At 30.8% G+C, this 22,209-nt stretch carries 25 protein-coding genes; 7 read left to right on the forward strand and 18 right to left on the reverse strand.

Translation table 11 applies throughout. The annotated features are described in order from the left end of the window. Positions 1-205 precede the first annotated feature (205 nt). Together ACJDUH_RS13605 and ACJDUH_RS13610 are read right to left on the reverse strand one after the other, a co-directional pair. Positions 206-730: a spore maturation protein gene (locus tag ACJDUH_RS13605; RefSeq protein ID WP_406765749.1), complete on the reverse strand. Its 525-nt coding sequence runs from the start codon at positions 728-730 to the stop codon at positions 206-208. An 11-nt stretch (positions 731-741) separates the two neighbouring features. Further along, on the reverse strand, positions 742-1,317 hold the full coding sequence (locus ACJDUH_RS13610) for a nucleoside recognition domain-containing protein (RefSeq protein WP_406765750.1): 576 nt from the start codon (positions 1,315-1,317) through the stop codon (positions 742-744). A gap of 220 nt (positions 1,318-1,537) precedes the next feature. On the opposite strand from ACJDUH_RS13610, the gene ACJDUH_RS13615 reads away from it, so the two are divergent. Together ACJDUH_RS13615 and ACJDUH_RS13620 are read left to right on the forward strand one after the other, a co-directional pair. Continuing rightward, a complete protein-coding gene (locus ACJDUH_RS13615; protein ID WP_406765751.1) occupies positions 1,538-1,780 on the forward strand; it encodes a metal-binding protein in 243 nt (80 codons plus the stop codon). Positions 1,781-1,791: 11 nt separating this feature from the next. Continuing rightward, positions 1,792-1,977: a hypothetical protein gene (locus ACJDUH_RS13620; protein WP_406765752.1), complete on the forward strand. Its 186-nt coding sequence runs from the start codon at positions 1,792-1,794 to the stop codon at positions 1,975-1,977. Between the two features lie 43 nt (positions 1,978-2,020). On the opposite strand, the gene ACJDUH_RS13625 is transcribed toward ACJDUH_RS13620, so the two are convergent. Both ACJDUH_RS13625 and ACJDUH_RS13630 read right to left on the reverse strand, forming a co-directional pair. Beyond that, the gene (locus ACJDUH_RS13625; protein WP_406765753.1) at positions 2,021-2,563 is read right to left on the reverse strand and encodes an NADH peroxidase; all 543 of its coding nucleotides are present in this window, start codon (positions 2,561-2,563) and stop codon (positions 2,021-2,023) included. 227 nt (positions 2,564-2,790) lie between these two features. After that, on the reverse strand, positions 2,791-3,018 hold the full coding sequence (locus ACJDUH_RS13630) for a glutaredoxin family protein (protein ID WP_406765754.1): 228 nt from the start codon (positions 3,016-3,018) through the stop codon (positions 2,791-2,793). A gap of 184 nt (positions 3,019-3,202) precedes the next feature. Here ACJDUH_RS13630 and rluF point away from each other — a divergent pair, with 184 nt between their 5' ends. After that, a complete protein-coding gene (rluF, locus tag ACJDUH_RS13635) occupies positions 3,203-3,994 on the forward strand; it encodes a 23S rRNA pseudouridine(2604) synthase RluF (protein ID WP_406765755.1) in 792 nt (263 codons plus the stop codon). Positions 3,995-4,336: 342 nt separating this feature from the next. Here rluF and ACJDUH_RS13640 read toward each other — a convergent pair whose 3' ends face one another. Further along, positions 4,337-4,918 (reverse strand): class D sortase, encoded by a 582-nt coding sequence (locus tag ACJDUH_RS13640; protein ID WP_406765756.1) that lies wholly within the window; start codon positions 4,916-4,918, stop codon positions 4,337-4,339. 180 nt (positions 4,919-5,098) lie between these two features. On the opposite strand from ACJDUH_RS13640, the gene ACJDUH_RS13645 reads away from it, so the two are divergent. Beyond that, positions 5,099-5,269, forward strand: a complete 171-nt coding sequence (locus ACJDUH_RS13645) for a hypothetical protein (RefSeq protein WP_406765757.1) — start codon at positions 5,099-5,101, stop codon at positions 5,267-5,269. 24 nt (positions 5,270-5,293) lie between these two features. Here the strand turns inward: ACJDUH_RS13645 and ACJDUH_RS13650 are convergent, their stop codons facing one another. The 3 genes from ACJDUH_RS13650 to ACJDUH_RS13660 are packed head-to-tail and all read right to left on the reverse strand — an operon-like array spanning position 5,294 to position 9,298. Beyond that, the gene (locus ACJDUH_RS13650) at positions 5,294-6,478 is read right to left on the reverse strand and encodes an ABC transporter permease (protein ID WP_406765758.1); all 1,185 of its coding nucleotides are present in this window, start codon (positions 6,476-6,478) and stop codon (positions 5,294-5,296) included. Further along, positions 6,468-7,199: an ABC transporter ATP-binding protein gene (locus ACJDUH_RS13655; protein ID WP_406765759.1), complete on the reverse strand. Its 732-nt coding sequence runs from the start codon at positions 7,197-7,199 to the stop codon at positions 6,468-6,470. The genes ACJDUH_RS13650 and ACJDUH_RS13655 overlap by 11 nt, the downstream gene beginning before the upstream one ends. Positions 7,200-7,216: 17 nt before the next feature. Further along, positions 7,217-9,298: a sensor histidine kinase gene (locus ACJDUH_RS13660; RefSeq protein WP_406765760.1), complete on the reverse strand. Its 2,082-nt coding sequence runs from the start codon at positions 9,296-9,298 to the stop codon at positions 7,217-7,219. A gap of 324 nt (positions 9,299-9,622) precedes the next feature. Here ACJDUH_RS13660 and ispF point away from each other — a divergent pair, with 324 nt between their 5' ends. Beyond that, positions 9,623-10,090, forward strand: coding sequence for a 2-C-methyl-D-erythritol 2,4-cyclodiphosphate synthase (gene ispF, locus ACJDUH_RS13665; protein WP_406765761.1), 468 nt, complete (start codon positions 9,623-9,625; stop codon positions 10,088-10,090). 66 nt (positions 10,091-10,156) lie between these two features. Then, positions 10,157-10,351 (forward strand): cold-shock protein, encoded by a 195-nt coding sequence (locus tag ACJDUH_RS13670; protein ID WP_406765762.1) that lies wholly within the window; start codon positions 10,157-10,159, stop codon positions 10,349-10,351. A gap of 174 nt (positions 10,352-10,525) precedes the next feature. Here the strand turns inward: ACJDUH_RS13670 and ACJDUH_RS13675 are convergent, their stop codons facing one another. From ACJDUH_RS13675 to ACJDUH_RS13720, 10 genes are all read right to left on the reverse strand, one after another. Continuing rightward, positions 10,526-11,314, reverse strand: coding sequence for a 2-phosphosulfolactate phosphatase family protein (locus ACJDUH_RS13675; protein ID WP_406765763.1), 789 nt, complete (start codon positions 11,312-11,314; stop codon positions 10,526-10,528). Continuing rightward, positions 11,311-12,417, reverse strand: coding sequence for a GerAB/ArcD/ProY family transporter (locus ACJDUH_RS13680; RefSeq protein ID WP_406765764.1), 1,107 nt, complete (start codon positions 12,415-12,417; stop codon positions 11,311-11,313). The genes ACJDUH_RS13675 and ACJDUH_RS13680 overlap by 4 nt, the downstream gene beginning before the upstream one ends. After that, the gene (locus ACJDUH_RS13685) at positions 12,414-12,635 is read right to left on the reverse strand and encodes a hypothetical protein (protein WP_406765765.1); all 222 of its coding nucleotides are present in this window, start codon (positions 12,633-12,635) and stop codon (positions 12,414-12,416) included. The genes ACJDUH_RS13680 and ACJDUH_RS13685 overlap by 4 nt, the downstream gene beginning before the upstream one ends. A gap of 3 nt (positions 12,636-12,638) precedes the next feature. Continuing rightward, complete coding sequence (locus tag ACJDUH_RS13690) at positions 12,639-13,793, reverse strand: Ger(x)C family spore germination protein (RefSeq protein WP_406765766.1); 1,155 nt, start codon at positions 13,791-13,793, stop codon at positions 12,639-12,641. Between the two features lie 21 nt (positions 13,794-13,814). Continuing rightward, on the reverse strand, positions 13,815-15,326 hold the full coding sequence (locus tag ACJDUH_RS13695; protein WP_406765767.1) for a spore germination protein: 1,512 nt from the start codon (positions 15,324-15,326) through the stop codon (positions 13,815-13,817). Positions 15,327-15,446: 120 nt separating this feature from the next. Beyond that, entirely contained in the window at positions 15,447-16,457 is a 1,011-nt protein-coding gene (locus tag ACJDUH_RS13700; protein WP_406765768.1) for a LacI family DNA-binding transcriptional regulator, read from the reverse strand. An 18-nt stretch (positions 16,458-16,475) separates the two neighbouring features. Then, a complete protein-coding gene (locus ACJDUH_RS13705) occupies positions 16,476-17,426 on the reverse strand; it encodes a PucR family transcriptional regulator (RefSeq protein ID WP_406765769.1) in 951 nt (316 codons plus the stop codon). A 72-nt stretch (positions 17,427-17,498) separates the two neighbouring features. Further along, positions 17,499-18,608 carry an ABC transporter ATP-binding protein gene (locus ACJDUH_RS13710; RefSeq protein WP_406765770.1) on the reverse strand — a complete coding sequence of 370 codons (1,110 nt, stop codon included), beginning with the start codon at positions 18,606-18,608 and terminating at the stop codon, positions 17,499-17,501. 129 nt (positions 18,609-18,737) lie between these two features. Continuing rightward, positions 18,738-19,670 (reverse strand): tRNA modification radical SAM protein MnmL/YtqA, encoded by a 933-nt coding sequence (gene mnmL / locus ACJDUH_RS13715; RefSeq protein ID WP_406765771.1) that lies wholly within the window; start codon positions 19,668-19,670, stop codon positions 18,738-18,740. 126 nt (positions 19,671-19,796) lie between these two features. Next, positions 19,797-20,912, reverse strand: coding sequence for a hypothetical protein (locus ACJDUH_RS13720; protein ID WP_406765772.1), 1,116 nt, complete (start codon positions 20,910-20,912; stop codon positions 19,797-19,799). Between the two features lie 200 nt (positions 20,913-21,112). Here ACJDUH_RS13720 and ACJDUH_RS13725 point away from each other — a divergent pair, with 200 nt between their 5' ends. Further along, positions 21,113-22,171 (forward strand): YkvI family membrane protein, encoded by a 1,059-nt coding sequence (locus tag ACJDUH_RS13725; RefSeq protein WP_406765773.1) that lies wholly within the window; start codon positions 21,113-21,115, stop codon positions 22,169-22,171. The last annotated feature ends 38 nt before the right edge of the window (positions 22,172-22,209 follow it).

Below are 22,209 nucleotides of genomic sequence, written 5' to 3' on the forward strand. Positions count from 1 at the left end.
TATGTACTTTCCCATGGAATCAAGCTATGCTAATCAGCGTTAAGAAGTATCTAATACCTTATTTCCTTTTGATAGTTAACTTTTAATATTTAAGCTATTTCAAGCTTATATTATCTCCAGCTTTCTTGATTTTGCAACGTTTCCACTATTACCGAATTATTATTAATATTTCCTTTCTGCAATATAAAATTTTAAAAATAATTAGCTAAAAAATTAATCTTGTTAAAGTTATAGCCATAATTATTGCAACAAAATCAGCTAACATTGCTGCCCACAGGGTGTGCCTGATTTTTTTTATTCCTATGGCCCCAAAGTAGATGGTAAGGGTATAAAAAATTGTTTCAGTAGTACCCATGATTATAGAAGAAAGTATACCTATGTGGCTATCTGGTCCATATTTTAATAATAAATCAGAAAGAACTCCAAGTGCTCCACTCCCTGAAAGAGGCTTAACAAGCACCAGAGGTACTATTTCCGGAGGAAGCCCTATCAGTTTTACTACTGGTTTTACAATAGCTATAAAGTAATCTAAAGCCTTTGATTCTCTAAATACAGCTATGGCTACCAGCATTGCTAATAAGTAAGGAAAAATCCTAAGGCAGATGGTTAAGCCGTCCTTAGCACCCTCTACAAAACATTCATACACCTTAACTTTTTTTATCATTCCATAAACTACAATTGCTAAAATTATTATTGCCATAATTGATTTAATTATATAATCAAAAATCATAAAAACCTCCATTAAAAATACCTTTGCAGAATTTTAGCAAATATCACTCCCATAACAGCTGCTGTTGCTGTAGCAAATATGGCAGGAATAATAATTGCACCTGGATTTGCTGAACCAGTTGCTGCCCTTATTGATAATACAGTAGTTGGCACTAGCTGAATACATGCAGCATTTAAAACTAAAAAAAGTGCCATATCATTACTTGCTATGCCTTTGTCTTTATTTAATCTATCCATTTCTTCCATTGCTTTTATTCCAAAAGGAGTTGCTGCATTTGAGAGGCCCATCATATTGGCAGTTAAGTTCATAACAATAGCTCCCATAGCTTTTTCATCCTTTGCTGCTTCCTTAAAAATATGTTTTAGTAACGGTCTTAGAAGCTTGGCTAATTTATCTGTAAGGCCGCTCTGTTCTGCTATTTTCATAATTCCGCACCAAATGCACATAAGTCCCGCAAGCTTAATTATAAATTCTACAGTTGAACCTGCCGTAGTAACCACAGACTTTGAAACTATATCTCCCTTACCTGTAAGAAGACCAAAACCTAAGCCAAAGGTTAAAATTACAAACCAAATTACATTTATCAACTTTTATCCTCCCTAAATAAATTTTTTTATATCTATAGTTATTTTTATTAAATAAACTTAGTTACTTTAATATATATGAATCTTAAGGGGAAATTAAGAATGGAGAATGAAGAATTATTGCATTTGTAATAATAAAGTGATACCATTTAGTTATTCTAATGATTTGGAGCTCTACAATTAATAATTGTTGAGTGCTAATAAGGAATGCTAGGAGGATAATATGACCGTAAGGGAAATAATGAAATATATTGAAAGTGAATATAAGGTAATAAATCATACCCCCTGTGAAGTTTGTGGCGGAGATTTCATCACTGAGGAAATAGAGCTTGCTCTTATTGACGATATACCTTTTGATATTTGTTCTTGTGTTTGTTCAAACTGTGGCCACGAAAGGGCCTTTGAATTCATCGCCCCATTTATTGATGAGAAACATACCAGCAAATTGAAAATGAATTTAAATTAGAGGAGAATACAATGAAGGAAGACAATTTAAAACAAGTTCAGAATGATATTAATGAAGCATTAGAAACTATTGAAGAAATGGAAAACAATTTAAATGGTGAAGTTCTTGTAAGAGATGATGTTAAGGAAAAGTTTTTATTCTTAACTAAAAAACTGACTGAACTTGAATCTATTTTAAAATCTGAAGGAATTATATAAAAAAGTGACTCGATGTCTCGAGTCACTTTTTATTTATTTAATTTTATTTAAAATATCTGTTTAATAAACCTAGGAATGCTTTTCCATGTCTAGCTTCATCCTTTGCCATTTCATGTACAGTATCATGAACTGCATCGTAACCTAATTCTTTTGCTAATGTAGCTAGTTCTTTCTTTCCAGCAGTAGCTCCATTTTCTGCAGCAACTCTCATTTCTAGATTCTTCTTTGTTGAATCTGTAACAACTTCACCTAAGAGTTCACAGAATTTAGATGCATGTTCTGCTTCTTCATAAGCTGCCTTTTCATAATAAAGACCAACTTCTGGATAACCTTCTCTAAATGCCTGTCTTGCCATTGCTAAATATAGACCTACTTCAAAGCATTCTCCTTGAAGATTAGCTTTTAATCCTTCTACAACTCTTTCATCTAAATCCTTAGCAATACCAACTCTATGTTCATCTGCCCATACTAAATCACCTGCTTGTTCTTCAAATTTATCGCTAGGTGCTCCACATACTGGACACTTTTCTGGTGCTGTTTCTCCTTCATAAATATACCCACAAACCTTACATACAAATTTTTTCATTTTTCATTCCTCCACTTTCTTTTTATAATTAATAATATTTTTTAACAATTAAATTTTTAATAGTAATTATTAATTAATAATCACTTCCTACATGTATTATGATATCACATTTGGAAACTTTGTCAATATGGAAAATAAAAAAAAGTTACATTTTCAGTAACTTTTTTTATTGCCGTAATAATTCACAGCCTAAGATGCTATAACTAATAAAAGTATCTAGTCTTTAATTATAGGCCTAAAATTGTGTCTATTTTTTCTTTGTCAAAGCCTAAAACTGTTTCATCTTCAATTTTTATAACTGGAACACTCATAAAGCCCATAGCCATTAATTCTTTTCTGAAAGCAGGATCTTTAATATTCCTTTCTTCATAAGCCACATTGTTATCTTTTAAATATTCCTTTGCTTGTGCACAATATGTGCATGTATTTGAAGTATAAACTACTACATTTTTCATTACAATTCCTCCTTCATAATAATCATACATGAATATCAATTGATAATTATTATTAATTATATTTTATACCTAGTATATTTCTTTGTCAAATATTATTTTTAGGTTGGATTATTGATAAGAATTTTATACAATAATATAAGATATATAATAAATATTATTTCTATTTAGAGTCTGAGAGGTTAATATGACCAAAATAAATAAAACTATTAATAAAGGAAATATCATAAATCACAAGGAAAAAACTTCTGAAGTAAGAATTAATAAATTCATTAGTGAAATGGGCTTTTGCTCTAGAAGAGAAGCTGATAAGTTTGTAGAGCAAGGCAGAGTCACAATAAATGATGTAAAGGCACTTACTGGATCAAAGGTTAAACCTTCTGATACAGTTAAGCTAGATGGCAAACTTCTGCAAAATAGAGAAGAACTTGTGTATATAGCTTTTAATAAGCCTGTTGGCATAACTTGTACTACGGAGCATAAGATAAAAGGCAACATAGTAGATTATATTAATCATGAAAAGAGAATTTTTCCTATAGGAAGGCTGGATAAAGACTCTGAAGGTCTGATTCTACTAACTAATGATGGAGATATTGTAAATAAGATATTAAGGGCAGGAAATAATCATGACAAAGAATATATAGTTACTGTGGATAAACCCCTGACTGCAGAATTCCTAGAAAATATGTCGAAGGGTGTAAGAATATTAAATACTATTACAAAACCTTGTATTATAAAAAAAGAAGATAAATATACTTTTAGAATTATTCTTACTCAAGGTTTAAACAGGCAAATTAGAAGAATGTGCGAGGCCTTAGGCTTTACTGTAACAAAGCTTGTAAGGCTTAGAATTATGAACATCAACCTAAAAAATCTGCCTATAGGTAAGTGGAGAGACTTAACAAGTGATGAATTAATAACCTTAAATAAACTAATTACTAACTCAATAAAAACAGAAGATGCTTCTAAAAATTATTAACATTATCCACAGTAGGAATGTTGATAAGTTGTTATTTTTACATAATAATTACTATTAATTATCAGTAAAATAGAAATACCTGTAAGCTTACAGGTATTTTTTCTAAAATTTGCACATATTATTTCATGAATTATCTTAATTTTAATTATTCTTTCAACATTATCCACATTATACTGTGTGTAACTTGTTAATAGGATGTTAATATTCAAAACTGTATTAGGAATATTAATTCTTTTTATACATTATAACAAAAATTATAGTATATATTCTATGTTTTTAACTAAATATTTGCGGATTTATACACATTATTAACTTATATGTGGATAAACTGTGGATAACTTTTTATCCTTCCAGTTTTCCTTTAATGATAAGTCTATGAGTAGCAATTCTTATAGGAGTACAGGTAACTAGAGTAATAGTTGCATCTTTAGTACTGTTAAGTACAGATACTTCAGTAGGCTCAACTACCTCTTTTTCGTATATTTTATAAGTAAATTCTCCTTTTTTAGATTGTACAATAATTTCGTCTCCTTCTTTAAGTTCATCCAATCTATTGAAATATTCACTATAGGTATAGCTTCTATGACCTGCTACAGAAAAGTTTCCCTTTTCTCCAGGCATGGCAGTACCTATAAAATGTCCTACAGCATATTTTAAGGTGTTATTATCTACCCCTTCACCAATTGCAACCTTTAAATTAATTTTAGGGATTTTCATAATACCAATAGCTGCACTAATATCATCTGTCGGCGGCTTTTCAGAAGGGGATGCATCATTATTGCTTTTATCAATATCTTCTATAGTATGCTGAAAACTATCTATCATTGCCCTTTGAACTTTTTCTGCACTATATCTCATATAAAAAGCGGTTCCAATTACTGCTAGTCCAATTATAATAAAAATAATACCAATATTTCTTCTCATTTCTTCACCCCATTATTATAGCTATTTAAATAATAGATCTAAAATATTACATATTTAGTTATGTTAATTATATCATAAAGGAATAAAATTTGTCAGAAAATTTTGGAAATGCATTCCCATATTTATATGAACATGCTATAATAGGGAAAAGGGGATTTTATATTGGGGGGCGGTGTTTTTATGAGAAATAATATAATTAAAGTCAACTTCACTGCAGCACAAAAAAGAAGGGCTAAGGTTAAAAAGTTCTTTATTTTATTACTTAGTAAAATAAAAAATCTATTTTCTTCTAAAAATAGACATAATAATAAACCGCAGTACAATAACAATTATAATAAATCAACTATGTAAAAAGCTCGTCCTAGGACGAGCTTTTTAGGTTCTAAAAATAACAGCTTCTTTACTAAACATATACCTTGCAAATAAAACAGCTGTAACAATATATACTGCTATCCAACCGAAGGTAATTCCAATGTGTGAATAATTATAAATGCCCGCTATAAATTCTTTTAATAGACATACAGCATTTGCAAGAGGTATATGAAAATAGAAATTATCTATACTCTTTGCATCCAGCATATAAGTAGCATAGGTAGGGATAAAGGATAGCATGAGTAGCGGAGCTATATAGGTTTGTGCCTCCTTGAAGGATCTTGCATAAATGCTTATTGATAATTCAAGGGCCCCAAATACCATTGTAAGCAGCAATGTTACTAAGCCTATTAATAAAATAACTTCTGTGCTTAAGCTTCCTTGGGCCCCGTTAAAGAATCCACCCTTTTGATTCATTGCAATAAAAAGGCCAGCTAAAGATGCTAAGGTGCTTATAAGTCCCATTATTGTAATAGCTAAAAATTTCCCCCATAATAAGGACATTCTGCCCGCTTGAGTAGTTAATAATGGTTCTAAGGTGCCTCTTTCTTTTTCTCCAGCACCTAAATCTACAGCAGCGCTCATAGGTCCAGAAACACTGTATACAACAAGGAGTAACGGAAGCATTAATGAAAGCATTAACTTTCCAGTCCCTTCGCTTTCTTTAACGGAGGTTATAGTTTCTACCTTAATTGGATTTATTATTTCGGCACTAATGTTTCTTTTTCCAAGTCTTTCAGCAACAATAGCCTTTGAATAGGCATCAATATAGGAATTAATACTGCTCATGGTCATTTGAGACTGCTGACTTGAGTTGTCATATGTTAATTTTATATTTACAGCTGCTTCCTTCCCAATATTCTCATCAAAATCCTTTGGAATTTGTAAAGCAGCTAAAATTTTTCCGTTTTTAACATCTTCAGAAATATTTGCTGAATCTATGACATTTATATTCTTTTGCTCTTTTAAAAACTTCGCCAAACTACTATTTCCGTTTTCATCTATAATTGCGATCTTTAAATTATTTTCTACCTGCTTCGTATTTTTATCCATGCTTTTCCCAATGACTCCAAAAAGAACCGGAAAAATTATAAGAGGAATTAATATGCTCATAATGAGTGTTTTTTTATCTCTAAAGATATCTATCAATTCTTTTTTAAAAACTATCCAGATAATATTAGTTCCCATTTCTATCACCCACTAACTGCATAAATATATCTTCCATGTTTTCATTATTATATTTTCTTTTAAAATCCTCTACTGTTCCTTCTTCGAAAATTTTCCCTTTATGAATAATAACTATTCTATCACATAATTTCTCAACCTCAGACATGCTGTGGCTTGAAAAGATTATGGCTTTGTTATCTTCCTTGCATTTTATTATAAAATCCTGTACAATCCTTGAGGCAGTTACATCTAATCCTGCAGTAGGTTCATCAAAAAGCATTACTGTTGGTCTATGAACTATGGAGCGTGCCACTGCAACCTTTTGCTTCATACCTCTGGAGAACTTTCCAACTCGTCTATTAATGTAATCACCCATTTCTAGTATTTCCACTAAATTATTTATACTTTTATCCGTTTCCTCTTTGCTCATTCCGTTTAGCTCTGCAAAATATTTTATATTTTCTTTGGCAGTAAGCCTGTCATAAAGTCCTACCTCTCCTCCAAAAAGAATTCCAATTTCACCTCTTACTTTATTTGCATCCTTTACAATATCATATCCATTAATAGCTGCAGTACCGCCTGTGGGTTTTAACATAGTAGCTAAGAGTCTTAAGGTGGTTGTTTTTCCTGCCCCATTTTCGCCTAAAAGTCCAACTATTTCACCATTGTTAACCTTAAAACTAATACTGTCAACAGCCTTTATGTTCTTAAATGCCTTACTTAAGTTTTTTACTTCAATCATACTTTCCCCCGCCACATTTAATTATATATATCTGAGAATTCGATATGAATTCTCTCAACCTTTTCCTCTCTAATATCTATAGCTGCTGCTACCTCATCTTCTGCTGTTAGAGTTACAGGAAGCTTTATAATAAATTCACTTCCAACCCCTTCAGTGCTATAAGCCTTAATTTCTCCTCCATGTAGTACAATAAGTGATTTAACTAGGTTTAATCCGATTCCGCTTCCCTCAGTATTTCTTGTAAGAGATTTATCCACCTGCCTAAAACGGTCAAAAATCATTTCAAGTTTATCTTCAGGAATTCCAATACCTGAATCCTTAACGGATATAGTAATAAATTTATCCGCATTACTTATACATACTTTAATATTACCTCCGGGTGGTGTGAATTTTACTGCATTAGATAGTAAATTAAGAATAATCCTCTCAATCATATCCACATCAAAGGCCATATATTTTTCTTCTATATCTGTATCAAATATTAAATTAATATTTTTATTTTCAATATATTCTGCAACAGAAAGAGTTATGTCCTCCACAATATTTACAATATTATGATTTTGCATATTAAGCTTTAAGAAGCCAGAATCAATTTTAGTTAAATCTATGAGATTATTAACTAACCTCAGCATTCTGTTACAATTTTGCTTTAGACTCTTTGAATACTTTAATATATTTTTACAATTTTCATTGTTATTATTGTTTTGTGAATAGAGCTCTATAATCTGAGCAGAACTAAATATTACATTAAGAGGAGTTCTAAGTTCATGAGATATGTTCGCCATAAACTCATTTTTAATTCTATCGTACTCTTTTGCTTCCTTCAAGGCTTCTTCCTTTTTTAATGCCTCTTTTCTTTCACTTATATCTCTTATTACTATTAGGCTAGAAACCTTATCGTTAAATATATGAGGAACAGCTTTTATTTCTACATCGATCACTGTATTATCCATTGCAATAAATTTAAATTCATGCATTTCTTTAGATTCATTTTCATAGCCTTCTTCTATAGATTGGATGGATAAATCGCGAAATTCAGGATGAATTATATCTGATATGTCCTTCCCCAAAAGATCTTTATACTTTTTTGCTTTTAAAAGACTTAATGTAGCATTATTGACATATGCTATTTTTCCTTCTGTATTTGTAAGTACTGCAAATGGTAGGTAATCTAATAGTGCCTGATACTTTCTTTTGCTTTCTCTTAATTTTTCTTCAATTGATTTACGCTCATTTATTTCATCATTCAGCTTTTTATTTATTTGCATTAAGAGTCTGGTTTTAATTTCAAGGCTGCTATTTGTCTCTGTTAACTTATAAAATAAAATGTTATAGGGATTTTCTAGTGTAGTCTGAATAATCGCCTTATAAATAAGATAATAGCTGATTAATTTTGCTATATGTTCAGAAATATATAGAATATCGTAGCTGCCTTTAGAAAAGGTAAAGCAAAACTCGGAAAATAATAAAAATGAAACTGCTAATAACAAATATAATATTATGTCACTATGCATCTTCTTTTTATTCTTAATAATTAATATTAATGCAATAAGAAAGAAGATACAAATAATTCCTTCACTTATATATTTAAGAGGTAAATTTCCTATACTATAATAGTTATAATTAAAAACCAAATTTCCATATACTATTTCAATAAAGAATACTGCAGCTGTTATAAAATATATGTTTATTAAGCGATCAATTTTAATTGGTTTTTCTTCTCTAGATATGAGTATACTAAAAACAACCAAGGAAATTGCTTGAAAGCATCTGGCTGCAGCTCTTAATTGCAGAGAAACATCATCAGCATTAAAGGTAAATATTGATTTGTTCATAATAGTCAAAAGATGTAATATATCAAAGGCAGATACTATGAAGAAAGTAGTCCCTAGAAATAAAAAATAATTATTTTGTGATACTTTATGAGTATTTTTTGCCATTATATAAATGCTGAAACCAATGACAATAGTAACTAATTCAATTGCATATTGAAATAGATTATAACTTTCAGTGCTGATTATATAAGTAATAATTATAAATAAAATGAAAGTAATACCAACGATGGCCTTCTTCCCCATAGGCGACAGTTTAGACTTCATCCTTATCCTCCCGTTATTACCGCCAAATACTGCTTCTTTAAATTTCATGTTTAAATTTCAAATTAATTTATTATTTTCATAGCTAATATATCTATTTTATATTTTACCTATTAATCCCTTTTATTAAAAGCTATTTAATGATTTTTATTCTTAAATTCGTTCCTTATTTTTCATGGTTTCTCGACCTTTTTCATTCTTCATTTCAAAATTTACTTATGTTAGAATATAACTATAATTTATTAAGGTGCAGAATAATGGTGCAAATGACGTGATTATCAATAATGATAATTACAAAGAAAAAAGAAATTTTTAGAGGTGGATATTATGAGAATAGGTATGGGTTATGACGTTCATAGATTAGTTTATGAAAGGCAGCTTATAATTGGAGGTGTTGAAATTAAATATGAAAAGGGACTATTAGGCCATTCAGATGCAGATGTACTTTTGCATGCCATAATGGATGGTCTGCTTGGTGCTGCTGCACTTGGAGATATCGGTAAACATTTTCCTGATACTGATATAAAATATAAAGGAATTTCTAGTTTGCTTTTATTAGAGGAAGTTGGAAGGCTTGTAAAAGAAAAAGGCTACGAAATAGAAAATATTGATTCTACAATAATTGCACAAAAACCTAAAATGGCGCCTTATATTCCCACTATGGTAGAAAATATATCGAATGCTTTAGCTATATCTAAGGATAAAGTTAATGTTAAAGCAACTACAGAGGAAGGTTTAGGATTTACAGGAACAGGTGAAGGTATTTCCTCACAAAGTATATGTTTATTAAAATAGTATTATAAACCTTAACTTTAGGAATAATAATTTTGAATAATATTATTAATAAAGGAAGTGGATTTCATGGAAACAGGTGTTGTAAAATGGTTTGATCCAAGAATAGGTTTTGGATTTATATCACAGGATGGCGGAGATGATGTATTTGTTCATCATAGCCAAGTTCTTATGGAAAAGCAATTAGAATCTGGTCAAGAAGTTCAATTTGAACTTGTGGAAGGTAAAAAAGGTCCAATGGCCGCTAATGTAAAAATCTATTAAGATTTAAATGCCTATAGCAGATTTCCACATAAGAAATATTAAAAAAGCATGAGTAAATGCGGGAGACACTAAAGGATTTTTATTAATTGTAAAAGGTCCCCAGTGTCCTCCGTAACTTCTATCTATACAGAGACAAAAAAATTTTTAAAACTAGTTCATATATATACTTTTATTTTACAAGTATACTACGCTGCTGCTGCCTATGTATTTTTTTATGATTCCGTCTTTATAAACTGGTACAACCTTAGTTAAATCCTTTCTGCAGCAATATTCCAAATCCTCATTTAAGCCAAGCTCTACTATTCTTTTATAATGGCTTGCATTTTTAATAAAGCTAACTATATCTCTATTCATTTTATATATGTAATTAGCTGTTTTAGCTATATCACTTAATTCAACATTTATTTCAGATAAATCTTCACTTTTTAAATTTAAGCCATGAGAAGATAAGTCAGTAAAGCTTACGAGGCAATCAATAATATAGCCACTGCAAATAAAATCATCCATAGAAAATTCATCATAGGTTCCTGCATTGACTATTACTATATCTTCTTTTGAAAAGGCAAGCAATGCTGCTACTGCTTTTGCATTTAGCATAGAGCCAATATATATATTTTTCGCTTCTTCACAGCCTTTAATGGCACGAGTTCCATTAGTTGTAGTTAAGATTATGCTTTTATTTCTTACTACTTCCCTTCCATATTCAAGTGGGGAATTAGAACAGTCAAAGCCTTCTATTTTTAAAGCCTTTCTTTCGCCTCCAAGTATATAGTTTTCACTATCCTTCCTGGATAACTCCATAGCCTCTTCTATTGTAAGAACTGGTATTACCTCTCTGCAGCCATTAGCAATGGCAGTTGTAATAACTGAGGTAGCCCTAAGCATGTCAATTATAACTACTGTTTTATCCTTAACCTTTTCCTTTTTAATATCTCCTGCTGAAATAATTATATCTACTTTCATTGCAAGTCACCTTTCTTTTGAGTCTTTCTCATCTTTATTTCTGCTGCAATTAAAATAATTATTGGTAAAATAACCTGAAACAAAAAAGCGTAAATTGGGTAAACATGTGGAGCCCAATCTATAGTTTCTGTAATATTATTATAAACCAAAAATGAAAAAGATAAAATCATTAAGATAACAGGAGTAGATATAAATCTATAATCTTCGACCCCTAATAGCTTTGCTATGCCTTTGCAGGCAGCGAAATTACAACAGCTAACTTTTATAAATCCTGCTACAAGAAAGGCTATAACTATTGTAGTTTCTATTCTTTGTATAAAACTACCTACCTTTATTCCAGATACTACCACGTAGGCTGGAAAGTAATTTTTATCTAAAACATCAGTTCCTAAAAACATAGTATTTCTAGCTGCTAATATACTTAAAGTAATTCCAGCCATAAAAAGTCCTATCCAAAATACCTTAAAGCTGGAATTTTTATTTTTTAAATTTGAAAAGAGCATAAGAAAAATTACATTTTCTGCAAAGGGGAAAGAAAAAGCTGAAAATGTTCCTCTCATTATTGGAACTATGCCTTCATACATAAATGGTCTAATATTATCAATATTCATCTGATGAATAGATAATCCTAAAGTAAGAACAACTGTGAAAATATATAGTAATATTAATACGCTTCCAAATCTTCCTAATACTTCAAATCCAGCCTTAACTGACCATATGGATATAATAGTTGCAAATAATATTGGAACAATTTTTGGTGTATCTGGCAAACCCACAGTACTAGTAAATTCTGAGAAGTTATTTGTCACAAGAGCCCCAAGATGAAAGGCATAGAAAATAAAAATTATGTTTATAATATTGCCTATTATTTTTCCGAACAATATAATATTTATATCGAATAAATCTTTTTGAGGAAAATTATATAATATTCTTGAGTACATAGTAGCTACTATCATGCCAAATAGCATACCAAGTAAAATAGCAAACCAGGTATCATTTTTTGCATCTTGGCCAGTTCCAATTATAAGAGCGCTTCCATAGGTAAATATAACAATAAGACTTATAGCTTCTTTATCTGATATAATTTCTTTAATGATAATCAACTCCCATAAATTTTATTGCTTATGGGCGCTAATACTTTTTGGATGATAGAAGCAAGGCTTACTTTATCATAAGTAAGACTAGTTATTATAGAACCCATTAAAGCTGCACTCATAAATATAATAAAAAAAATAAGTTCTCTTCGATTTCTATTCTTAAATGCTGGCAGTTCAATTAGCAAACATAATAAATATCCAATAACAATTAATACTATCTTCAAAATTTATTTCTCTCCTTTAATATTTTTTGAAGCCATTGCACTACCTCTGATATACACATCTGCCTTCACAATGACAGGTATGCTGCTAAATTCTTCTCCCCAATTTGAAGAAACTTTTTTATAGTAATTTTTATCATAGATTCTTACCTTATTATAAAAATTAAATACGTCTGTTTTATTTTCAACTTGGACCTTTTTAATTGTATTAGTAAGCCTTTCTTCTATACTTTTTCTTATACCTTCTTTTAACTTTTCCATATCTTCTTTTTTTTGAAAAGGAATATTATCACTTAACTCTGCAAGACTTACATCAGCTTTAATATTAACCATTATCTCTTTCTTATTATTTGTATTAATAAATTTAGTTTTTGTTTTACTATTAAAAATCTCTATGGTAGCATCTGCATTAGGTTTAATTAAATTCTTTATTACAAAGGTACCGGTCTTTACCTTTCCTTGAAGCCATAAAGCATTAAAGGTGTCCTCAGCTGATAAATATCCTACTACCTTTTCCCGCTTTAATATTGCACTACCTTCTATTGTTATATTATCTGAAACTCCAATTTGCCTTCCTGCAAGAGGTATAAGGATTATTCTTTCTTCTTTAGTAAAGTTACCTACAACATCTGAAACCTCTGCCTTAGGAAATCTATTATTGTTTTTCTGATTGCTGATAGTCTTACTTATGTCAAGTCCTACAATATTATCAAGTGATGGTGATAATTTTAATATGTCCTCTGCGGTTGTATCCTTTGAAATAAGGACATTCATATCAAGTCTTGGTTCCTGATCTCTAAAAAGCCAATCTAAAACTGGACTTAAATCACTTTCAGCAATGCTTTTGCTAATAATAACAACTTCATTGTGACCCCAATATGCTTTTCGTCCAATGGTACTTATAGTATTCCTAACAGTTTCAAACAAGGTATCTCCTTGATTTTGATATATTTTTGAACTTATAGTTCCCCCTCTTTCTCCATGTATTGCTCGTATAACTTCCAATGAAACAATATATTTATTATTTGAGTAATTCTTATCTATTGAACATGCAGTAACTATTGCCATTTCATTAATTTCTCTGTAATTCCAGCAGCCAATGAAGGTAGTTGAAATTATAATAATAAAAATTATAAGTAAATTTCTTTTAAATTTACTCATTATAATGCTCTCCTTCTTTTCCTACGTCATATTACTCCTTCTTTTAATGTTTTTCTTACTTGAAAATTTAGAACGGTTATACATCATATACCAAGGAACTCTTACAGCTGTACTCTTTATGTCCTTTAACTTTATATTCATTGAATAAAGCATATAAGGAACGCCAAAAGACCTAAGTGTCATAAGATAAATAAATAATCCTACTATGCAAAAAAAATAACCATATATGCCCATAAAACCACTTACTAATAAAAAAACCATTCTCAATATTGTAAATACAGGCAAGAATCTAGGAACTAAAAATGAAGAAATTCCAGTAATAGCTGTAATAATTACCATTGGCGCACTAACTATTCTTGCATTAACTACAGCTTCACCTAATACCAGTGCACCCACTATACTAACAGTCTGCCCTACAGGCTTAGGCAGCCTAACTCCTGCCTCCCTTAAAATATCAAACCCCAAAATCATTACTAAAGCCTCTAAAAGAGTAGGAAAAGGCAAGCCATCTCTTGCTATGGCAATACTTAATAGTAAAGGTGTTGGAATAAGCTCTTGATGAAAGTTAACTATAGCAGTATATAGAGCAGGAACACTAATTGCTATAAAAAAAGCAAGCAATCTCAATATACGATTAAAAGCTGCAAATAAATAGTTATTTGTATAGTCATCTACTGTCTGAAAATATTCAATGAAAAGATGAGGTATTGTTAATGCAAATGGGGTCCCATCTGTTAGTATACCTATTCTGCCTTCAGATATTTTGCTGCAAAACACATCTGGCCTCTCTGTATTTCCTATGGTGTCAAATAAAGAAAGTGGAGAATCATTTATGTATTCATTAATACTCTGATTATAAAATATTTCTCCATTATCAATCTTCTTAAGCCTCTCTTTAAGTTCTTGAAGTATCTTTTCAGAAGCTATATCCTCAATATAGCAAATTGCCATTTTAGTTTTTGTATTTGCACCAACTTCCATAAAAAGAATCTTTAGCTTAGAAGTCCTTATTATTTTTCTTACTAAGGATATGTTTGTAGACAAACTTTCATTAAATCCTTGTCTCGGCCCTTTTATAACACTTTCCGTATCTGGTTCATCTATTGATCTTGATTTAATCTCTTTTGTATTTACAATGACTGCCTCGTCACAACCTTCTATAAGAAAAGCAGTATAACCATAAAGTATTTGATCTATTATATCTTGCAGACTTTTACTAGTACTTATCTCAGCTTCGGTTACCACTTTTTTTATAATTAATGATGTAAAGCTGTTATATTTTTTATTACTTTGTTGTAAAATACTTTTAAAATCCTTTTCCATTAAAGGTTTTATAGCAAATTCATCTAATATTTTTTTATCTACCAAATCTGGAATATAAATTGCACAAAAATTTATATTTAATAAAGTATTATTATCAAATTCTCTAAAAAATATAGTTTCATCATTAATAAATCTCTGCCTAAACAAATTAATATTATTAGAGAGAACTTTTGTTAATTTTACATTATTGGTATTTGTTAGCTTATCCATTTTATACTCCATTTAGAATTTTTTATTTAAATTAGTATTTGCAGTAATGTAAGCAGCTATTCAAAAAAGATATAATTTAAGTGATTGCAATAAAAAAAAGTTATGTTTCAGTAACATAACTTATTTTGAAGACTCTCTATATATAATTTTTGTAGGAATTATGACTTTATCTTTGGTATCTTTGCCCTCGATTTTTTCTATAATAAGCTTTGAAGCCTCATACCCAAGAGAAAATGCATCTATATCTACAGAAGTAAGACTTGGCTGTGTGAGTTCAGCAGAGGGTACATTATTAAAACTCATTATTTCTATATCCTGTGGTATTTTTAAACCCTTTTCCTTTATAGCATCCATGGCGCCGAAGGCCATAACGTCATCTGTTACCACTAAAGCTGTAGGCCTTTCTTCTAAGTCTAAAAAACCTTTTGCCATATTATAGCCGCTTTCTTTTACGAATTCCGAAAGTTCTGCTATATATTCCTTTTTAAATGGAATCTTATATTTATTTAACGCATTCATATATCCATCAAGTCTATCTAATGAAACTACAAATTTAAAAGAACCACTCATAATGGCTATTTTTGTATGCCCGTTCTTTATTAATTTCTCTGTTACCGTAAAAGCAGCTAAAACATTATCATTATCTACAAAAAGAGTATCTTTTGCTTTAATTGGCTTCCCTATAACTACAACAGGAATATTCATCTTTTTTAAGGTATCCAGTACTATGTTGTCTACTGCAGAATACATTATTATAACTCCATCTACTCTCCCGCCCATAACTATACTTTCTATTGATTCAAGTTGTTCAGCTTCATCATTACCTGTAGATAGTAAAATGCAGTACCCTTGTTCATGAGCTGCAGCTGATACCCCACTAAGAGCCTGAGGAAAAAATGGATTTAGAAATGCACTTTCTGTCGATTGCGGCATTACTATACCTATTGTTTTAGTAGCTTTGCTAACCAAGCTTCTTGCAATGGCATTAGGATGATAGCCTAAGCTTTCCATGGCCTGTCTAACTGTTTTTTTAGTCTCCTCACTAATTCTTGGGCTATCTGATATTACCCTTGATACAGTGGATGGTGAAACCCCTGCCATTTTAGCTACTTCTTTTATGGTTACATTCATAAAATTACCCTCTTTATATTATATCAATAAATTTTCCTTCCAAACTAAGAAAGCTATTATAAAAACTGTTGCCTCTTTAAAGTTTCTAATATCGAAGCCTGTTTCCTTTGTTATTTTATCAAGCCTGTAAATTAGTGTATTTCTATGTACATATAGCCTCCTGGCTGCATCGCTAATATTAAGCCCACAATTAATAAATTCCTCAATAGTATTTATTAGCTCACTATCGAAAAGATTAAACTTCTCCTTAAATTTAGTTAAAAGTTCTAATTTTACTTCGGGGCTTATATTAAATACAATTTTTTCAAACAACATTTTATCATAAAAGAATATTTCTTCCTTTATGCCAAAGTTTTTGCCCAAAATAAAACATCCTTTTGCTTCTTCAAAGGCCTTTTTTAAATCTCTTGTATTAAAGATTTTATTCCCATATCCAACACTGCATTTACAATATAGATCGCTGACAATAGATTCCCTTATGCTTCTAGCATGTTCATTTATTTCTTCGAAAACTCCAAGTACTATTATATTATCACCGTACACAAGACTCAAAACTTCACCCTCTGAATACAGCTGTCTTATAATATTTAAGGCTTCATATTTGCTGCCATCTACTGTAACTAAAAACAAAGTGCTCCCCTTTGAAATAAAAGGAAATTCCCGATCTATTTTATCCTGAGAAATATTTTTTCCCTCTAAAATTCCTACAAGTAACTGCTCCCTTTGTGTGAATATTTCCTTATACTTGTTTTCAATAGTATATTTTAGAAGTGTAAAACAATTCTCAAACTCCTTAGGCAGCACTATAGATGTTCTCAAATTTGCTAAGTTTAATTGTCTTATAATTAATTCAGAGCTTTGAGCCTTATTTATTCCAGAATATAGAGTACTTTCATCTTCAGTTACTATATTAAATTTTATTCCAGTATTTAAGCTTAAATCTTGTAAGTAACTTTGAAAATTATGCATTTCTCCCACCCTCAATTATATTAAAATCAGCCTAGCTCATATTAGCCAGGCTGATTATTTTTCATAATATATTTATATTACTGTATTTTCAGTTTCTTTGTCAAATACATGTATCTTTGAAGTATCTATAGCTACCTTAAGTCTATCTCCAGCCTTTGCCTTTGAACTTCCATTAACTCTTGCAATAATATTAGAATTTCCCTTTGCAAGATATATATAGGTTTCAGCTCCCATAAGCTCTGTAACTTCAACAGCGGCATCTATTACAGAATCTTCATGTTTAGTAATAAATTCATCGTTGTCATCCAGGTCTTCAGGTCTGATTCCCATAATAATTTCTTTACCTAAATAGCCTTCCTTCTTAATAACAGCAGCTTTATCTTCAGGAAGTGTTATCTTATCATCACCAAAGGAAATAATCACTTTTCCATTTACCTCTTCAGCTTTTGCATCTATAAAGTTCATCTGTGGTGAGCCTATAAAGCCTGCAACAAATATATTAGCTGGATGGTCATATATCTTTTGAGGAGTATCAACCTGCTGAATAACTCCATCCTTCATAACAACTATTCTTGTACCCATTGTCATAGCTTCTGTTTGGTCATGGGTAACATATATAAAGGTTGTCTGCAGTCTCTTATGAAGCTTTGAAATTTCAGTTCTCATTTGAACCCTAAGCTTAGCATCAAGATTAGATAATGGCTCATCCATTAAGAAAACCTTTGGCTCTCTTACAATAGCTCTTCCAAGTGCAACTCTTTGCCTTTGTCCACCAGATAGTGCCTTTGGCTTTCTATCTAATAAATGTTCAATATCAAGTATTTTAGCTGCCTCTTTAACCTTCTTATCTATTTCAGCTTTAGGCACCTTTCTAAGTTTAAGTCCAAATGCCATGTTATCATAAACACTCATATGTGGATACAATGCATAATTTTGAAATACCATTGCAATATCTCTATCCTTTGGAGCTACATCGTTTACAAGTTTATCAGCAATATAAAGTTCTCCATCAGATATTTCTTCAAGCCCTGCAATCATTCTAAGAGTGGTAGATTTACCACAACCAGAAGGTCCTACAAACACTATAAATTCCTTGTCTTCTATATCTAAGCTAAAATCTTTTACTGCAGTTACATTACCTGGGTACACCTTAAAAATATGTTTTAATGATACGCTAGACACTAATAAATTCCCCCTTGCATTCTATATATAGTACTCCAATCCCACATTTGTAGAAATCATTGGGTATATTTATATTCTAGCATCTATATTATTTTAAATCTATTCGTAAACTACACAAAAGTATTGTAATCATTTTGTAGAAAAATACAAACCCTGAAACATGTCTTTTTCTATAAGTTTTCTATCAATGGCATTTAATATTTCCCATTTCTTAAGGCTCCACATTGGTCCAATTAAAAGTTCTCTTGGTGCATCACCAGTGAGTCTATGAATTACTACATCTTGCGGCAGCATAGTCAAAGCTTCACAAAGAATTTCAATATATTCCTCTTCTTCTAAAAACTTAAGCCTTCCTTGTTCATATAATTTTACGAGAGGAGTGTTCTTCATTAGATGAAGCAGATGAAACTTTATGCCTTTAATAGGTCTATCACCAATATATTTAATAGTATTTAGCATATCCTCTTTATCTTCCTCTGGTAATCCAAAGATGGTATGAACCACTACATCTATTTTTCTTTCATTAAGTTTTCTAAGAGCTGTATCAAAGATTTCTAAGCTGTAGCCCCTATTTATTAATCTTGCAGTCCTTTCATTACTAGTTTGAAGCCCGAGCTCCACCCATAAATATACTTTTTTACTTAATTCCTCTAGTAAGTCTAGTGTTTCCTCTGATAGACAATCTGGCCTGGTAGCTATTGCAAGTGCAACTACACCTTCCTCTTTCAAGGCAGTTTCATAATTCTCTCTTAATATATTTACGGGAGCATATGTGTTTGTATAGGCTTGAAAATAAGCGATATACTTTCCTTCCTTCCATTTCTTATTCATCATTTTTTTTATATCTTCAAACTGTTTTTCAATGGAAAAATTTCTATCCCCGGCAAAGTCCCCAGAGCCTCTTTCACTGCAAAAGAGACAGCCACCACTGCTTATGGTTCCATCTCTATTTGGGCAGGAGAAACCTGCATCTAAGGATATTTTAAATACCTTACCTCCAAATTTTTCTCTTAAAAAATAATTTAAACTTTTATATCTCTTTCCGCCCCAATCCTTTTTCATATTATTATCCTTCCAAAAATATATATAATGCAAAAGTTCTAATACATTAATGATGTCCTAAAAATCCTTGAAGATTGGATATTTTATGACATCATTAATGTAAGAACTTTATTGCATTATATGTAGTTATAGTCTTTTTATCTTAAATCCCTTTAGATCTAATTGATATTTTCCAGCCTGTTCTGCAGCTGATTTATCTTTCATATCACGTTGAATTACATCATAGTTTAGTACATCTTTATCAAAAGATGAAAATACAATTTCTACTTTTCCATAGGAATATTCATTCTCAAAATTAACTTTTATTAAATCTCCACTATCAGTATTATAAACTCTTATGCATCTTCCTGCATTAGTTTTATTGTACTGAGCAAGAATAAATTTTTCACCGTTTGAAAAGGTCATAAATTCAATTTTTGAATCCTTTATAAGATCAAGTGCTGCCATTTGCTTTCCAATGGGTTTTTCCCTTCCAATAGCTGTTCCTCCGCCTGCTCCTCCGCCTTTACCTTGATCACCTTGTGATTGATCGCTAGCGCCTCCAGTAGAGCCTCCTTGAGTTGTCATGCTTTCATCAATTTTTATTAATCCAAGAAAGGAGTCCTTATCAAAGGTAGAAATAGCTATTTTTTCACCTCCATAACCAAAATTCATAACTGAATAACTGCTTCTAGGTACTGGAAGCTTAGTTAAGTTTCCCTTATCATCCTTTGAAAAAACATATTGGGGGAAGCTGCTGCTGTCTATTAAAAGATTAGTTTTTAAATTGTCCTTGCTTCTCAGCCTAAGGGTATAATTTTCAAGAAATGCTTCTTTTTCAGCTTCATTTTTAACCTCACCTATTTTATAATCTGAACCCTCCATAATAACCTTTATACTACAATCATCCAAGGTAGCAACTGGCTTTGTTAAATTCATTCTTGTTACTTTAACTTTAAAAAGACCACTTTTCCCTATTTCACTAGTTTCATCTATACTGTAGCCCTTAACCTTTAAATCGCTATTGCCCTCATCCTTGGTTTTAAGAGAAAGATCTTTTGTCAGCAGCTTTCTAGCTCCTTCCAAATCATCCTTCATTAAAGACTTCATATATAACTCAACTACATTTTGTGCAACTTTAATTTCAAATTCGTTTTCCTGGGCTTTAGGTTTTTCTTCATTTTTACTACCGCAGCCTGTTACACACATAAAAGCAAGCATTAAAACTATATAGCAAGCAGCTTTCTTTATATTGAGCCTCATCTAAAATTCCTCCTTTTAGTCGGAAACACTGAGTAGTTTAAGACTACTCGTTAAAGCCCATTTAGGGCTTTAACCTCCATTTCTCAAGTCTTTATTTATATAGTTTACCAAAAAACAAAAATTTAATTTGTAAATACATTATTTTTAAAATTTTTTATATATTTATATAGAGAGAATGGACAAGAATAGGGGGAATTTCATTGAAAAAGGGAGTAGTAACTGCTTTTCAGATAGCAGCAGTGTTTATTGGAACAATTGTTGGTGCTGGCTTGGCATCTGGACAGGAAATAAGACAGTTTTTTACTGAATACGGCTATAAAGGTTTTTGGGGAATACTAATATGCTGTCTAATCTATATATTAATTGGCTATATGATAATGTGTATAAGTATAAAATATAAACTAAAATCCTATAATGAGCTTATTAATCTAGTACTTGTTCCAAGGTTTTTTGCAAAGTTTACAGAGGGCATTACAAGCCTTTTTCTAATCAGCGGAGCTGCTATTATTTTAGCTGGCAGCGGTTCATTAATACATCAATATTTTGGAGTTTCAAAATGGATTGGAATTTTTGTAATGGCTGTGATTTCTCTTTTAGTACTTTTAAGAGATACCAAGGGTCTTATTGAAGTAAACTCCATAATTGTGCCTTCACTTATTATAGTTTTACTCACCTTATTTACTCTATACATATTTTTCTACAAGGATATAGTAAGCTGGAATTACATAAAAGCAGTTCCACTATATAAAAATAACTGGCTTGTATCCTCCCTAATATACAGTGGATTTAACATATTGGGCTGCAGCGGTGTGCTCGTACCGCTAAGTTCAGAAATGAAAAATAAGAAAAGCTTATTCTTTGGAATAATATTAGGGGCTGTTACTTTAACCGTTCTTTCTATAATTATTAACTTCTTATTGCTTCTGAATGTTCCATACATATTTAAATACGAAATTCCATTACTCTATATTGCAAATAGATTTGGTAATATAATTCAAATGATGCTACTATGCATAATTTGGCTTGAAATGTTTTCAACAGAGGTTTCAGATATTTACAGCGTTGGAAAAGCTATAACACAAATTTTTAACTTAAGTTACAAAAGAGCAGTATTTTTAGTTATTCTTATAGCTCTTCCTATATCCCAAATAGGTTTTGTAAAGCTCATAAGCGTTATTTACCCTGCCTTTGGAGTTATAAGCCTTATATTTATGTTTGAATGCATCTATTTCTATTTTAAGGAATGCAGAGGAAAATGAGTCACGGGATGTTTCTCGTGGCTCATTTTCATATTCCC

The sequence above is a fragment of the Candidatus Clostridium radicumherbarum genome (assembly GCF_045310525.1).
GTDB classification, from domain to species: domain Bacteria; phylum Bacillota; class Clostridia; order Clostridiales; family Clostridiaceae; genus Clostridium_AT; species Clostridium_AT radicumherbarum.

Excerpts from the sequence above, each read along its gene's own strand:
- ACJDUH_RS13605 (WP_406765749.1), bottom strand. The coding sequence starts at position 730 with ATGATTTTTGATTATATAATTAAATCAATTATGGCAATAATAATTTTA.
- ACJDUH_RS13615 (WP_406765751.1), top strand. The coding sequence starts at position 1,538 with ATGACCGTAAGGGAAATAATGAAATATATTGAAAGTGAATATAAGGTA.
- ACJDUH_RS13620 (WP_406765752.1), top strand. The coding sequence starts at position 1,792 with ATGAAGGAAGACAATTTAAAACAAGTTCAGAATGATATTAATGAAGCA.
- ACJDUH_RS13625 (WP_406765753.1), bottom strand. The coding sequence starts at position 2,563 with ATGAAAAAATTTGTATGTAAGGTTTGTGGGTATATTTATGAAGGAGAA.
- ACJDUH_RS13630 (WP_406765754.1), bottom strand. The coding sequence starts at position 3,018 with ATGAAAAATGTAGTAGTTTATACTTCAAATACATGCACATATTGTGCA.
- rluF (WP_406765755.1), top strand. The coding sequence starts at position 3,203 with ATGACCAAAATAAATAAAACTATTAATAAAGGAAATATCATAAATCAC.
- ACJDUH_RS13640 (WP_406765756.1), bottom strand. The coding sequence starts at position 4,918 with ATGAGAAGAAATATTGGTATTATTTTTATTATAATTGGACTAGCAGTA.
- ACJDUH_RS13645 (WP_406765757.1), top strand. The coding sequence starts at position 5,099 with ATGAGAAATAATATAATTAAAGTCAACTTCACTGCAGCACAAAAAAGA.
- ACJDUH_RS13650 (WP_406765758.1), bottom strand. The coding sequence starts at position 6,478 with ATGGGAACTAATATTATCTGGATAGTTTTTAAAAAAGAATTGATAGAT.
- ACJDUH_RS13655 (WP_406765759.1), bottom strand. The coding sequence starts at position 7,199 with ATGATTGAAGTAAAAAACTTAAGTAAGGCATTTAAGAACATAAAGGCT.
- ACJDUH_RS13660 (WP_406765760.1), bottom strand. The coding sequence starts at position 9,298 with ATGAAGTCTAAACTGTCGCCTATGGGGAAGAAGGCCATCGTTGGTATT.
- ispF (WP_406765761.1), top strand. The coding sequence starts at position 9,623 with ATGAGAATAGGTATGGGTTATGACGTTCATAGATTAGTTTATGAAAGG.
- ACJDUH_RS13670 (WP_406765762.1), top strand. The coding sequence starts at position 10,157 with ATGGAAACAGGTGTTGTAAAATGGTTTGATCCAAGAATAGGTTTTGGA.
- ACJDUH_RS13675 (WP_406765763.1), bottom strand. The coding sequence starts at position 11,314 with ATGAAAGTAGATATAATTATTTCAGCAGGAGATATTAAAAAGGAAAAG.
- ACJDUH_RS13690 (WP_406765766.1), bottom strand. The coding sequence starts at position 13,793 with ATGAGTAAATTTAAAAGAAATTTACTTATAATTTTTATTATTATAATT.
- ACJDUH_RS13695 (WP_406765767.1), bottom strand. The coding sequence starts at position 15,326 with ATGGATAAGCTAACAAATACCAATAATGTAAAATTAACAAAAGTTCTC.
- ACJDUH_RS13700 (WP_406765768.1), bottom strand. The coding sequence starts at position 16,457 with ATGAATGTAACCATAAAAGAAGTAGCTAAAATGGCAGGGGTTTCACCA.
- ACJDUH_RS13705 (WP_406765769.1), bottom strand. The coding sequence starts at position 17,426 with ATGCATAATTTTCAAAGTTACTTACAAGATTTAAGCTTAAATACTGGA.
- mnmL (WP_406765771.1), bottom strand. The coding sequence starts at position 19,670 with ATGAAAAAGGATTGGGGCGGAAAGAGATATAAAAGTTTAAATTATTTT.
- ACJDUH_RS13720 (WP_406765772.1), bottom strand. The coding sequence starts at position 20,912 with ATGAGGCTCAATATAAAGAAAGCTGCTTGCTATATAGTTTTAATGCTT.